This is a genomic window from Paraburkholderia sp. GAS206C (assembly GCF_050435645.1).
Classification (GTDB): domain Bacteria; phylum Pseudomonadota; class Gammaproteobacteria; order Burkholderiales; family Burkholderiaceae; genus Paraburkholderia; species Paraburkholderia phenazinium_B.
On the sequence record NZ_JBNDKR010000001.1, the window covers coordinates 586,851 to 600,948 of the forward strand.

General features: G+C 57.4%; 11 protein-coding genes and 1 pseudogene. 3 read left to right on the forward strand and 9 right to left on the reverse strand.

Going from position 1 to position 14,098, the window contains the following annotated elements; all coding sequences use genetic code 11:
• Positions 1-19 precede the first annotated feature (19 nt).
• Positions 20-1,237: a hypothetical protein gene (locus tag P3T20_RS02740; protein WP_429285977.1), complete on the forward strand. Its 1,218-nt coding sequence runs from the start codon at positions 20-22 to the stop codon at positions 1,235-1,237.
• Positions 1,234-2,400: a sialidase family protein gene (locus P3T20_RS02745; protein WP_429285978.1), complete on the forward strand. Its 1,167-nt coding sequence runs from the start codon at positions 1,234-1,236 to the stop codon at positions 2,398-2,400. The genes P3T20_RS02740 and P3T20_RS02745 overlap by 4 nt, the downstream gene beginning before the upstream one ends.
• A 61-nt stretch (positions 2,401-2,461) precedes the next feature.
• On the opposite strand, the gene kdsA is transcribed toward P3T20_RS02745, so the two are convergent.
• The 9 genes and pseudogenes from kdsA to P3T20_RS02790 all read right to left on the reverse strand — a co-directional run.
• The gene (gene kdsA, locus P3T20_RS02750; protein ID WP_429285979.1) at positions 2,462-3,307 is read right to left on the reverse strand and encodes a 3-deoxy-8-phosphooctulonate synthase; all 846 of its coding nucleotides are present in this window, start codon (positions 3,305-3,307) and stop codon (positions 2,462-2,464) included.
• 25 nt (positions 3,308-3,332) lie between these two features.
• Positions 3,333-4,508 (reverse strand): glycosyltransferase, encoded by a 1,176-nt coding sequence (locus P3T20_RS02755; protein ID WP_429285980.1) that lies wholly within the window; start codon positions 4,506-4,508, stop codon positions 3,333-3,335.
• 177 nt (positions 4,509-4,685) lie between these two features.
• The gene (locus tag P3T20_RS02760; RefSeq protein WP_429285981.1) at positions 4,686-5,516 is read right to left on the reverse strand and encodes a glycosyltransferase; all 831 of its coding nucleotides are present in this window, start codon (positions 5,514-5,516) and stop codon (positions 4,686-4,688) included.
• A 2-nt stretch (positions 5,517-5,518) separates the two neighbouring features.
• A complete protein-coding gene (locus P3T20_RS02765; RefSeq protein ID WP_429286187.1) occupies positions 5,519-6,718 on the reverse strand; it encodes a capsular biosynthesis protein in 1,200 nt (399 codons plus the stop codon).
• A 29-nt stretch (positions 6,719-6,747) separates the two neighbouring features.
• A complete protein-coding gene (locus P3T20_RS02770; protein ID WP_429285982.1) occupies positions 6,748-7,980 on the reverse strand; it encodes an oligosaccharide flippase family protein in 1,233 nt (410 codons plus the stop codon).
• A gap of 15 nt (positions 7,981-7,995) precedes the next feature.
• On the reverse strand, positions 7,996-10,236 hold the full coding sequence (locus P3T20_RS02775) for a polysaccharide biosynthesis tyrosine autokinase (protein ID WP_429285983.1): 2,241 nt from the start codon (positions 10,234-10,236) through the stop codon (positions 7,996-7,998).
• Positions 10,237-10,245: 9 nt separating this feature from the next.
• A complete protein-coding gene (locus P3T20_RS02780) occupies positions 10,246-10,722 on the reverse strand; it encodes a low molecular weight protein-tyrosine-phosphatase (protein ID WP_429285984.1) in 477 nt (158 codons plus the stop codon).
• A complete protein-coding gene (locus P3T20_RS02785; protein ID WP_429285985.1) occupies positions 10,719-11,900 on the reverse strand; it encodes a polysaccharide biosynthesis/export family protein in 1,182 nt (393 codons plus the stop codon). Before P3T20_RS02785 ends, P3T20_RS02780 begins: the two co-directional genes overlap by 4 nt.
• A 19-nt stretch (positions 11,901-11,919) precedes the next feature.
• A pseudogene (locus P3T20_RS02790) lies at positions 11,920-12,594 on the reverse strand (sugar transferase); the annotation flags it as partial.
• Between the two features lie 460 nt (positions 12,595-13,054).
• Here P3T20_RS02790 and P3T20_RS02795 point away from each other — a divergent pair.
• Positions 13,055-14,032, forward strand: a complete 978-nt coding sequence (locus P3T20_RS02795; RefSeq protein WP_074269118.1) for a 2-dehydropantoate 2-reductase — start codon at positions 13,055-13,057, stop codon at positions 14,030-14,032.
• The last annotated feature ends 66 nt before the right edge of the window (positions 14,033-14,098 follow it).

Here is a 14,098-nt window from a genome sequence, read left to right on the forward strand (position 1 = left end):
AACGAAGCAGGGTATCTCTATGCGGCGCGCTAGCGTGTCTACATTTCTATTTGCCGCGAGCATCGCTTTCTTTTCGCTTAGCGCGTTCAGTGTTCGAGCAGCAGCATGTGCATACGTCTTGATAGGCGCTTTGGCGTTTCTGAAGATGCCAACCTTGCTGGCGCGGCAGATCGGCCTGGCGCCGGTTCTCGCATACTGGGCGACCATTCTTTGCCTGTCGTTTATCCAGTCTGCGTTTGGCGACTTCTATCCGAACTATTTCATCAAGTTCATTTTTATCCAGACCTATATCGCATTGATCTTCTGGATGTTCCGCAGCAAGATCCTCACACTTGGGTCGCTGACGCGCGCATGCGAAATCCTGATCTACGTTCATGCTGCATTTTTTATTTTCCAGCTTACGTACTATCTGCTCACCGGCCATTTCATTGACTTCGACAGTTACGTTCGCGAAGGCAGTGCTGAAGCGCTCTATGAAACCAAGACGCTAAGTGACAGCCTGATACCCATCCGCGCGCTGGGATTGTTCTCGGAGCCATCGTTTTATGCCATGACGGTTGTCCCGCCAGGTATCGTCCTGTTGCTGGCGAAACGCCAGTTGACCTTCGCCACATGCCTCGCCTTTTTTACTGCATTGCTGAGCTTCTCGGTTGCCGCGATCATCGTATGCGCGATGCTTTGTATCGTGCATTTATTCCTTGGGCGTGTCTCGGTTCGATTAAAAATTGCGACGATTCTAGTCGCCGTTTTATGTACCCCTCCGCTCTACACGGTCTACGACAGACGTGTCAATCAATCGGAAGATTACAACGCAGTCGCCAGCCGAACGCTCGTCTTTAACGAACTGGCCGTGCGCGATTCCGTTTCGGGCATGTTCGGCAACGGTCTGTTCTGGGACGAACGCAACAACGTCGGGAAAACCCATTTGCGCGGTTACGAAGTTCGCGATAGCTCCTTCTATGTGTACATGATCTTCAGTGCGGGAGCGGTGGGCGCCACTGTGTTCTTTGGCTCGCTTTTAGCCCTGTTCAATGGCCACGGACGAAGACGATACCTGCTCTATTTACTCCCGATCCTGCTATTCAAATACCACTTCCTCCACGGAATGCTGTGGCTCACACTCTTGCTGTTCCTCATTGTGTCACGCGAAATTCCGATGGGAAGGCATCCGGGGAGACGCAAACGCTTCTACCTCGGTTCGCTCGGTTCGTTGGCACAGATTCGGTGTCGACAATGACACGGTGGATCCTGGCTATCCTTCTGTCCGCATTGGCCGTCGGCGTCTCGGTCGCTCAGGTCGCGCCCGAATCGCCACCTGGCCGGATCATTGCCCACAGCGCCGCGTCGACACAGATCTTTCTTGGATCGCCCTCTCTCGCGGTACTCCCGGACGGCACCTACATCGTGTCTCACGACACGTTCGGTCCCGGTTCAAAAGAAGATCAAGTTTCGCTCTTTGCTTCCCGTGACAAAGGTGTCACCTGGAAGAGCCTGGGACAAGTATCGGGGCAGTACTGGTCTTCGATATTCGTTGCACGTGGCGCGCTCTATCTGTTTGGCACCGACCGTTCCATGGGCACACCCGTGATTCGACGCTCGCACAATGGAGGGGCGACATGGACGACGCCACTCGACGCATCGACGGGTCGCTTCCCCATGCCGGGCCGTTACGTTACGGCGCCAGTACCGGTGCTGGTTGATCATGGGCGCATCTGGAGAAGTTTCGAAATCGCCGAGGGCGGCGACCTGCGGGAAGTCGTCCTGTCAGCCCCCGTCGACGCCGATCTGCTCGATACGACGGCCTGGAGCAGTACGACCCATCTCCGATCGGACAAGAGGTGGCTGAACGGCGACTTCCTTTCGTGGGAAGAGGGCAATATGGTGTCGACGGGGCAAGCTCTACCGTCCGTCGTGATGCGCGTGAACAGCAGGCAGGGACAAGAAAAAGCCGCGCTGGTTTCTCTGACCGCTGGCGCAGACGCGCTCTCCTTCGATCCAGCCCGTGATTTTGTCGACATGCCCGGCGGCGGCAAGAAATTCACGATCCGGTTCGATGCACGAACGAAGCTCTATTGGTCGCTCACCAACGCCGTGCTGCAAAACAACGGACACGAAAACCTCGAACGGGTCCGCAACACGCTGGCGTTGATATCGTCACCCGACCTGCGCCACTGGACTATCCGGCGCGTGCTGATGGAACACCCGGATCGCCAAAAGCACGGCTTCCAGTACGTCGACTGGCAAATCGAAGGAAACGACATCATTGCCGTAATCCGTATGGCGTTTGACGACGCTCAAGGCGGCGCACAGAGCCAGCACAACTCGAATTACATTAGCTTTATGAGATTTCCGGATTTCAGAAAAACGCTTATGCAACGCCCGGCACCAGCCCCCGGCTGAAAGCAAGGCACCCGAAATAAGTGCCCAGCCTTCGCGCTTGCCAATGACTACTCGCGTCCGCTCAGCGGATGTCCAACACGGGCATGCCCTTCACCAGATCGTCAATCGCCTTGATTTGCGTGAGGAACGCCTCAAGCAAATGGAGCGGCAGCGCGCTAGGCCCATCGCAACGCGCGTTGTCCGGATCAGGATGCGCCTCCAGGAACAGGCCACCCAGACCCACTGCCATACCGGCTCTCGCCAGATCCAGCACCTGACGCCGACGGCCTCCCGATGCCTCGCCTAGCGGATCGCGATTCTGCAGGCTGTGAGTTACGTCGAAGATCACAGGACATCCACCGGTCGCTTCCGCCATCTGGCGAAAACCCAGCATGTCCACCACGAGATTGTCGTAGCCAAACGAACTGCCACGCTCGCAAAGAATCACTTGGTCGTTACCCACCTCGCGGCACTTCGTCACCACGTGTTTCAGCTGCGTGGGGCTCATGAACTGCGGTTTTTTGACGTTGATCGGCTTACCGGTCTTTGCAATCGCCACGACGAGATCCGTTTGGCGCGCCAGAAATGCCGGAACCTGTAGCACATCCGCAACCTGGCCGACCGCTGCCGCCTGCTCGACCTCATGAACGTCGGTGATCACAGGGACGCCGAAGCGCTCCTTCACGGCGCTGAGAATGGTGAGTCCCTCATCGAGGCCCACGCCGCGATAAGAATGGATCGACGACCGGTTCGCCTTGTCGAAAGACGCCTTGAAGACAAACGGGATGTTGAGTTTCCGCGTGGTCTCTACAAACTGGCCGCAGACGTCAAGGGTGAGATCGAGGTTCTCGAGAACGTTGAGTCCGCCGAACAGCACGAACGGCAGATTGTTCCCAATGTCGATGCCTGAACCAATATGTACTTTCACTTTCTTCTCCAGATTGTTGGGTAAGTCACGGCAATGCCGATTCGAGCCACGCACGCAAACGCGTGGGACCGCCCCTCCGCAAATGCCCTTCCCGACCCGCAATATAAACCGGTATCAGTTCCTTGAAGAACCTGTCCTCGCAAAATCGTGCCTGCGCCTCCGCGTGAGCGCGTGCCGCGATAGCCTCCCGAAGCATCTCATCTTCGGCAAGCCTGGCAAGTAGTTCGACCGCCTCGTCCGCGGTTCTGAAAATCGCCCCGGTATCCAGGTGGCGCACGACGTCTACATTTCCCGCACAGGCAAAGACAACGGCCGGCCGCCTCAGTAGCATGGCTTCGATAACCGACACCGGCATGCCTTCCCACGACGCCGTAGACAGATACAGGCTGGCTCGCTGGAGACAATCCATGACTTCAGCTCGACCCAGCCAGCCACTCACCTCGACGCCTGCGGCCAGCAGCTCATCCTTGAGCGCCTGATCGCCATCGCCGATCCAGAGGAACCGCATGCCACGCCCCTTAAACCGGCGGGCGATCTCGGCAAACAGGCGCGGATTCTTTTGCGCCCGAATCCCACCAACAGTAACGATACACCCACGAGCCATCGTGTCATACCTCGTTTTGTCGGGACTCGCAGCCGGTACGCTAGCAACCGCATTTTCGATCACCACGACCGGCCGTCTCAGATAGGCTCGTATTGCAAGGCGCTCGCTCTCGGAGCAGGCGATGTACAGGCACCTCCTTAGACAGGCAATCAATTCAAGGCCCGCGAACGACAGTCTCCTGAGCATGGAAACATCTCTGCGCATAAAGGAAATGCAGTGCGGGCTATAAAAGAATGCGGTTTTGCGGAACGAAAACATCGCCGCGATCCGACCCAGGAAGCCCGCGAAGGATGAGTGCAAGTGCACGATGTCGGGCTCAACCTCTTTCAATGCGGCGCGCACATCCGCGAGAACCGAAAGCACACGCGAGTTTTTCATCTGGATATGCCGCAACACGACGTCCTTGTGGAACAACGCCCTGAGATCGGAAGGCGTATCTTTCCGAACCGAGTAGATCACATGCACGTGGTGGCCTTCCTGCGCGAGCCGGTTTGCGATCATGCAAACCATCGACAATGTTCCGGTTGCGCTCGACTCCAGTAGCTGAACAATCTTTAGGGCTTTCCCTTGCGTGGGCTGAGACAACATTTCGAACATATTTCCAGTTTTAGACGGGCAGTCGTCAATGCCCCGTCGGCGCAAAGGCGTTGCACCGCCGCAGCCCCTAATTACCGAGGACGCGTCAGTTATTGACGAATTAATGGATTAACCGAAGTTGCCGCGTTCAATGCGCGGCAATTGACTACTTTCGAGTTCTGACCGGATTTATCTGTGCTACCGCCGCTTCAACCAGAGCACCATCGAATACGGAATAGCCATCAACGCCAGCGTTTTAATCACGCCATATACGGTCGTCGCATTGGCGCGGGCATGCCGCAATTGCAAACGCAATCTAGACTGCAATTGCTGCTTGCGCCTGCTAATTGAGAGCCCATTCGGATTGATTTCGCAACTTACCAACGCGGCCTGCAGGTTGGCCGTCTCAAACCTGCTGACAAACTTCCAGAAGAAGGCGTAGTCCTCGGCCATCGGATAGTCGATCGGATAGCTACCCAGTCTGCTCATGACCGAGCATCGCCACATCACTGCGGGGTGTACGAAGGCACAATTCAGATGCATGGCACGTCGGATTTTTCGGGCCTTCACCGGCAGTGTCAGCGTGTATTGGGGTTCGCCTTCGGTGTCTACGAAGGTGACCGCACTCCCCAACAGCATGATTTTCGGATTATTATCAAGAAACTCCATTTGCAAGCGGAAGCGATTGGGAGCACACGTATCTCCGCAATCCAGTCTGGCGACATATTCATAGTGTTGTTCAATCTCGAGCAGTCCCGCATTCAGCGCGAATTGAATACCCTGATTTCGTGGCAAATAGCCAAACCTGATGCGTCCGTCAAATGCTTTCTTCGCAGCAGTCTCATCGGGTTTTCGCTGGCTGCCGTCGTCCACCACCCAGACATCCACCGCTTCGTCTTTCCCGATAGAGGACAACGATTTCAGCAGCCCCTCGGGGTTGTTGTAGTGAGGGATCAACACAGCACATCGAGCTGTGCTCAGTTCAGTACGGCCGCGCAAGCCGCGATTCAACGCCGACAAATCGTTCATTTCTATACCGCCCGGGCAAAAACATTTCGCGCCGACAGCGTAGAAATCTCACCAGAACCAAAATAGTCGATGCCGTCAATCAAAAACGAATGAATGTATTTGCGGAGCCTTGCCTGATCGAAGTCCTTGTAGAAACATCTCCCCAGCGATACGACCTTCTTCCCGTACAGCAGCGCTTCGAGGCCCACCGTCGAGTTGATGGTCACGACCATCTGCGCATGCCTGATCAGTTCCGTCGTAGGCGCCGCGACCAGATCGAATAAGTAAGCGTTCTTAAGACGCACAATTTCCGCGATCATCGCGGCATCGTTCTCCGCGGGGTGCAGCTTCACCAGCAGTCGAGCCCCGGCCTTCGCTGCCAACCCGGACGCAATCTCAATCGCGCCAACATTGTTCACATCGGAGTGCAGTTTGATCTGCGTATCGCCGGAAACCTGCAGCGGCAAGAACACGTAAGGCTGCGCGGACAGGTCCTTCGGCGAAACGTTCTGTGCCTGCCGATGCGCTGCCTTGCTGCTTCCGATCCGGATGGTACGCAACGAAGTCCTGGCGACACCTCGTGTGGCGAACTTCAACGCATAGTTGAGCACGGCCACAGCCTTGCGACTCACGAACGTTTGCGACTGAGGTAACGGCCTGGATTTGTATTGCTCGTAATCCACGAGCCAGCGACGATGTTCGTCTTCACTGGGCATCTGCAACGCATCGATCACCGCGGGATCTGCACTGATAGTCGAGAGAGCATTGACTCCCAGGCTATCGACGAACAGCTTGTTCGGGAGATTGGATATCTCGAGGAATTTGCGCTGCACGCCATGCTGTTCGCAAACCTTACCAATGGTTCGACCGAGTAGTTGCTGACCGTTCCATATGACGCATTGCGAAACCGCGAATCTACGAAACGCCCTGGAAACGCTGCTGCAGATCGCAGCAGCATCGCGTCGTGCGCGTTCCATGGAAACGTGCCCATTCAATACTTCAATGGCGGCGGCATACTGGGTCCCTGTCGGGCATTCATTGGGACTGGAGCGCAGCAAACCCGTCTTGCGCAGATAGATCGAGCGCAAACCCGACAACGAGAGCCGGACATGCGCAACCGGCTCACTCGTTAGAAACAGGAAATCCAGTTCTTTACCGACAGCCTTCACCAACCTTCTCGCGAAGTAATAGCGCTCCATCGAATCAACAACAAAAGCAATCATGGTCCGTTTTTCTACTATGTTTGTGGAAATCAGGTCGAAGCGTGAACACGTGAGACGCTGCCGCTCACCACCTTGAATGTCAGCGCGATGCCGCAGATCATCAACATGGCGCCGGCTAGCGAAAAGCTCCGGATGCTCGCGTGTGCCGACAGATTCATGAGACGGGCCGCGAACAGCACACTCATGAGCGTTGCGCCGCACGACAACTGAAACAGGAAATCGGTTCGCTGCTGTCTGACGGCCAGAAATACCTGGGACAACGGCACATAAATCATCTGAAACGCAAAAAGAGGAATCAGGTCGTAATAGAAGCCGATCGCTCCGTCCCATCGATTGCCGAACACCATCTTTACAAGCGGCCCGAAGAGCAGAGCGCCGCCAACTGCGTACAGCAATGCAAGCACCACGAGCGATCGCGCGTAAGCCAGAAACACCTTCGACAAGGCATCTGGTAAGTCATCCTGAGCGATAGCCGAAACCGCATCGCGCCGGAACACGCCGCCAAGACTCTGACCGATCAACGAGACAGGGAAACACCCCAGCCGATAGGCCGCGGCGAAATACCCCGCGCTTTCGGCGCCAAACCAATGTGGGATGACGATCGCCAATGCGTAAGTCGACACCGATCCGCACACGGTTGAAGGCAGGATATATTTTGCGAATCGACTGTTCGCTACAAAGAACTCGCGCGACACCCGAAACTCGTACCCCCGTCGTTTTCCCCGCAGAAGAATCCAGGCGAGCATCAGGACTGCGACCACTACATTGACTACGGTATAGGCAACGAAAACGTCCAGTCCTCTAGTTGCGAGCACCCCCCATCTTCCAGCCAGGCACGTCAGAAATGCAAGGTTCACTGCCAAACGGCACGCCGCTATCCATCCATAGCGCCGCATGCTGTTGAGATAGGCGCCGGCGGCCTGCTGAATGAAGTAAGCAAACGCGAAGGCTTCAACGATGTACGGGTCGGAGCGCCCAGCAACGAAGCTGATCGCCACTGCAATGAGAATGACGCCTGCGCTGAGGCTAGTCACATTGACAAGCGCGTTGAAGGATTGCTGCGGGCTATCGCTGACGCAAGCGAGCTCATAACGACACGCCAGCAGCGTCCCGGCAAACGTGCCGAGCGCGAGCGTGTAGTTAAAATGTCCCAGCACCTCCGGTCCGCTCGAACGCCCGATCAGCGAGATGCACAGAAAAAGCACGATCTGAGCACTTACCACGCCAATCAGCGACACAACGGAGTCTTTCGCCTTGATCATGACAGAGCGCTCATCTCAAGCATCCTGATCGGCTCCGTATTCGTACGCGACATAGCGATAGCCGCCATATTTCGAGCCGAATCGGGACTGTTCCAGGCGGGGATTCGCACCGTTAAACACGATGCCGTTCAGACGAACGCCGTTCTGAGCCAAACGCTTGGCAGACTCGGTCAGTTCACCCAGTCTCGTTGCCTCTGCGCGCGCAACCAGGAAGGTCGTACCCGCCATCGAGGCCAGCGTGCCCGTATCGGCCACCGCGAGAACGGGTGGCGAGTCGATAACGACAACGTCGTAGCTCTTCGAGAACGCTTCAATCAGTTTCGCCAGGCGACTATTCAGGAGCAGCTCTGCGGGATTCTTCGGCAGCGCGCCTGTGGAAAGAAAATCCAGTCCGTCGATCACGTTGGAATGCAGCACGTCGTCAAACGGCGCATTGCTCTCTATCAGTTCGGATAAGCCGCGTCCACGGACGAGTCCCAGGTATTCGTGCAAGCGGCCTTTGCGCATGTCACCGTCGACCAGCAGGACGCGTTTTCCTGCCATTGCCAGTACGGCGGCGAGGTTTGACGAAATAAACGATTTGCCGGCCCCCGGCGCGGGTCCCGCGATCACCACGACATTGTTCTTTGCCTCGACAATCGCGAACTGGAGCGCGGTACGCAAGCTTCGCAGGCTTTCAACGGCGGGATCATTCGGAAACACATACGACAGGAGGAGCACATCGGGGCCGCCCCTTTTTGTCTGCTCAGAGAGCGCTTTCTGACGATTGCTCAACGGGACTGTTGCATAGACGCTCAGCCCAAGACACTGCTCGATCTCGTTAGCGTCGGAAATACCGCGAAACAGCATCGTGCGTGCAAGCGCCGTACCGCAGCCGACGAGCAAGCCAAGCATGGCAGACGCCACCATGACCAGCAGCTTCTTCGGTTTAACTGGAGTTTCCGGAACCGCCGCCGTATCGACTAGCCGCACGTTCCCCACCTTGCCGGCGCGAATCAGTTGCAGTTGCTGCATGTTATTCACGAGCGCCGTGTAAAGATCGGTACTGACCTTGACGTCGAGCATGAGACGCAGCGAATCCTGCTGCAGATCGGGAAGCTGACGAATCTGCTTTTCTGCCTGATCGCGGTAAGCGCCCAGTGCGGCAATCTGCTCGTCAATCGCGACGACATCCGGATGCCGGTCCATCAAGCGGGATAACAGCTCCTGCCGCTTCTGCTGCAGCTCCAGCAAACGGGTTTTGGCGTCCGCAGTCTGCGCCAATGAGAGCCTGGCCTCTTCGGTGAGATCAACCGTTCCATGCTGCGCACGGAATTTCGTCAGACGTGCCTCCGATTCGTTCAACTGGTCCTTGAGTTGCGGCAACTGACCGCTAAGGAACTCGAGCGATTGCGCAGCCTCCGCCGACTTTCTTTCGACGTTCTGGCGGATGTACTGGCGGCCGATCTCGTTCATCGCGCGGCTGACCAGTTGTGGATCCGTGTCCTGCAGGCTCGCAACCATCACATCGGATTGCTTGATCTTTTCCTGGACGTTGAGCTTGTCCTGCAGATCGAGGATCGTTTGCAGCCTCGACTTGCGCACCACCTTGAAATTGGCGCCCGGCATCGCCGAGATGGCATCGATGCGCAGTTCGATCGTGCCGCGGCTCGTCGTAAAGCGCTCAAGCGTGCCGACTGTGCCCTCAATGCTTGCCTCGAGATCGCTTCCTGAGAGCCTGTAACGACCACCGCCAAGAGCGGTCACCGTGAACGCATCACCCTCTAACGCTTCCGGCACGTTAAAGATGGGCACGTCGATACTCTCACCGCCCCACGTGTAGCCACCCAAGCCCATGAAGCCCGGCTTCGACAAACCACCGTTGCGGTGCGCAATCCAGTTTCCTATCACGGGAAAGCGTAGCGGCCTGGCGATCACGAACAGATGCAGATTGTCGACTGCCCGCGACACGACGAGGCGCGACGCAAGAATCTGTGTCTCAGCCGAGGCAGACGACTTCACGTCGAACATCGACGAGACGTCGCCAAGCAGGCTCTTTGCAGCCGACGTGTCGGGACTGTCTTCGACCTGAACCAGAATGTCCGCCTGGTAGACGGGCTTTGCCAGCAGCGCGTACGCTGCACCGAGGAAAATAAAACCGGCCATCACCGAGGCGATCAACCAACGGCTTCCAATGAGAACGTCGAGCATGGCGACGAAGTCGGCATCGCCATTTGTATCGATGGGAGGCTGAGGATCTTGACTGATTTGATTCATATTCGTTAATCATGTACGGGCGGGTTCGGCCGCACTCAGCGATTCGCGCGCTCGAACAAGCTGGAGGCGCGTCAGCCAGCGAGCACTGCCCGCCTCGATCAGCCGCGCGCAACGCTCAAAAACGAAGCGTGGCTGGCGGTAGGGATCGTGAATGTCGAAATCGTCATGCTCGCCAAGGCGAAAGACCTTGCCGCGTGCAAACGAGTAGCGCTCTTCCAGAAATCTGCGTTGATCCCGGTCCATAACCAGGATCAGATCGGCTTCCACACACAGGCTTCTACTGATCTGCCGAGCCCGATGTTCTCCGATGTCAACGCCACGCTCGCGCATGACCTCCTGGGCAATGGCCGTTGCAGGCTTGCCGGTCAGCGCGTTGACTCCGCAGGACGCAACTTTCACGTCAGGCAGTGCCGCGCCGAGCAATGCTTCGGCCATCGGGCTACGGCATACGTTGCCCTCGCAGACGACGAGAATCGTCCCGATCACTTCGCCACCACTGCGGCCGTCAAACCGGCGTTGATGGCCGGCAGCAACAAACTGAGCACCCGGCTAAAGCGCACGAGGCCGTTACCGTCGACATAGACGATGTCCTTAGGCTGCAATTCGAACTGGTTCGCCAGCACCATCGCTACTGGCGAGCTGGCGTCGAGATGAAACACCTGCGGCTTCGACTCGAGCGATCCGCGAATCACGTAGAGTTGCGCGGCATCGGCAGTTGTCGCATTCAAACTACCCGCCTGCGACAGCGCATCACTAAGCGTTAGCTTGCCGTTTCTCTTCGGAAGCGCAGTAACGGGTTTGTTGACTTCGCCCATCACAAACGCCCCGCTGTCTTCGCGAGACAAAACATGAACGAGGTCACCGCCCCTCAGGACGATTTGAGCAGGATTACCTACCTGTCCTGCACCGTCAGCCAGGTTGATCTGCTTCGAGACGCCGTCGCGCACGAGAATGACGCGGCTCTGATCTGCACTATCGATAAAGCCGCCCGCGCGGCTGATCGCGTCATACAGCGTCATCGGAATATCGTTGACTGGTTGAGACCCGGGAGTGTGGATCTCGCCCTCGATGTATACCTGCCCAGATCGAAACGAAGCGACGCGCACCGTAACCTGAGGATTGCGAAACGTACTGCCAAGCGCGTTCACCAGCTGTGTCTGGATCTCCTCAGGCCGTAAGCCGCCTACATGCAGCCGACCGACGTAGGGAAACTGCAGCGTCCCATCCTGATCGATAACGAATCCTGCGGGAGCATCGGATGGACGCGCTGCGGTGGCAGGTTGAGCCCCAAGTGCAGCCGCCAGCTCGGGATGATCCCAAACGATGATTTGCAGAACGTCACCGGGCCCGACGACGTACGCGGTGTGTGCCGCGACAGGAAGGTCCACGACGACAGACGAATCCAGGCTGCGTGCTTCTTCCCGCAATTTCCTGACCAGTGCAATAGAGATATCCGTGACCGGAACGGGCAATTGGGATTCCGTGGTCTGAGCATCGCCACTCTCCGCCGGAATACGTGCCGGTTCCTGCATGCGCATGCCGGGTGCAACCGCGCACGCGCACAGGGTCGCGCACAAAGGTGCCAACGCCACCCACTTCCGAATTCCGGAGACACGTCCACGCGATAGCGGACCGCCATTGCGGACTACCCTCAACACACCCATATCGACCTCAAATTTGCGCTTAATACGCACCGCTCCCGGTGACGACCACCTTGACCGTCCTGATCAGGATTCCCAGGTCGCGACGAAGCGACCAGCTCTTCACATACGACACGTCGAGCGACACGCGCGTGGCGTAGTCCGTGTCATTCCTGCCGCTGACCTGCCAGAGACCGGTCATGCCGGGCCTGGCCATCAGGTAATAGCGCACGTCGTCGCCGTAGCGGACCAGTTCTTCTTCCACTACCGGGCGCGGGCCGACAAGGCTCATCTCGCCTCGCACCACGTTCAATAGTTGCGGCAGCTCGTCCAGACTCGTGCGACGCAGAAAACGACCAATGCGCGTGATCCGGATATCGTCCCTAAGCTTGAATTCAAGCTCCCATTCCATGCGTGCCCGTGGATCCCGATCCAGAAGATCCTTCAGCACCGCATCGGCATTCACCACCATCGAGCGGAACTTCAGACATTTGAATGCCTGACCGTGCTGCCCTACGCGAGTGTGTCCGAACATGGCCTTTCCACCGTCAAGCCTCACCAGCCATGACACTACCAACAGCGCAGGAGACAACACGACGAGCAAGCACGACGCAGCCGCAATATCGAAGGTGCGCTTGATCAGCGTTCTTACCCGCCGCCTTGCCGCACCGCTGCCAGGCCGGGTCTGGCCGTACCGTCTGCCATGATTCGTGGTTGCTCGTCCTGCACTTTCCGGCACTTGACACTCCTGAGACACAATCGCTTAAAAAACAGAGTTTCTGTACGCTCGCAACAAAGCGTTACTCGTCACTAAATCAGGATGACTAATTTAATATGGCACTTATGGAGTCGAACTACGTCTCTCTATGCCGCGCCAGTCAGCGAGAACTCGAGCGCCCAATCTTCGTTCGTCGAGAGGGCGCAATTGTGCCCGCCACAGACAGATGGGCATATAAGACATTTCTCAATGAGATTGAGATAAGTCCTCAACGAGTCTGGCTAATCGATGTACGGGGGGCGAGGTCGGAGTCAATTTGACGCATAACCCATAGCGAATGGATCAGCGCATAAACTTTAACTATCATTAATCGTAGCCACCCCCTATTCTTGAACCGTGACTCTCTGCGGGCGTGTCGTGCTGAGGGCAAGCGGCTTTTCACTACCACTGGGACGAAAACATGAAAATCTGCATCTTCGGAGCGGGAGCGATCGGCGGGCTGATGGGTGTTCAGTTGGCACGTGCTGGAGCGGACGTGAGCTTCATTGCGCGCGGCCCACATCTGGCCGCGATGCGCGAACACGGCGCGCGTTTGCTCATGGATGGCGAGGAGTTCAGCGCGCCCGTCAAGTGCACGTCCGATCCCCGTGAGCTCGGCGTACAAGACTTCGTGATCGTGACGCTCAAGGCGCACTCGCTGCCGGGCGTGGTCGAATCGATGCAACCGCTGCTCGGCAAGCACACGGCCATCGTGACGGGCGTCAACGGCATCCCCTACTGGTACTTCTATCAGCACGGCGGCAAGTTCGCCGGCACACGCCTGTCCAGCATCGACCCGGACGGTACGCAATGGACGCGGCTCGGCCCCGAACGCGCCGTTGGTTGCGTGCTATACCCCGCCGCTGAGATCGTCGAGCCGGGGCTGATCAAGCACGTGTATGGCAAGAAATTTCCCATCGGCGAGCCGAGCGGCGAGCGCACGCCGCGCATCCAGCAGCTTCACGAGATCATGCAGGCGGCGGGCTTCGACGCGCCGATCCGCGATAACATCCGCGATGAAATCTGGCTCAAGCTGTGGGGCAATCTTTGCTTCAACCCAATCAGCGCGCTCACTCACGCAACACTTGACGTGCTCACCAGCGACCCTGGTACGCGTGCCGTGTCACGCACCATGATGCTCGAGGCAAAGCGCATCGCCGATCAGTTCGGCGTGCACTTTCGCGTCGACGTCGAAAAGCGGATCGATGGCGCCGGCGCAGTGGGCGCACATAAAACCTCGACGCTGGTCGATCTGGAAAACCGCCGGCCGATGGAAATCGATCCGCTGCTCACCGTCGTGCAGGAAATGGGACGCCTCGTCGGCGAGGCCACTCCGACTATCGACGTGGTACTTGCGCTGGTGAAGTTGCGCGAACGCATGGCGTTGCAGGGTGCATAAATCGTACTCCGCATCACCGATGCTTAAAGAAGGAGTGCCATTAAGGAGTGCGGAATCGAGTCTGGC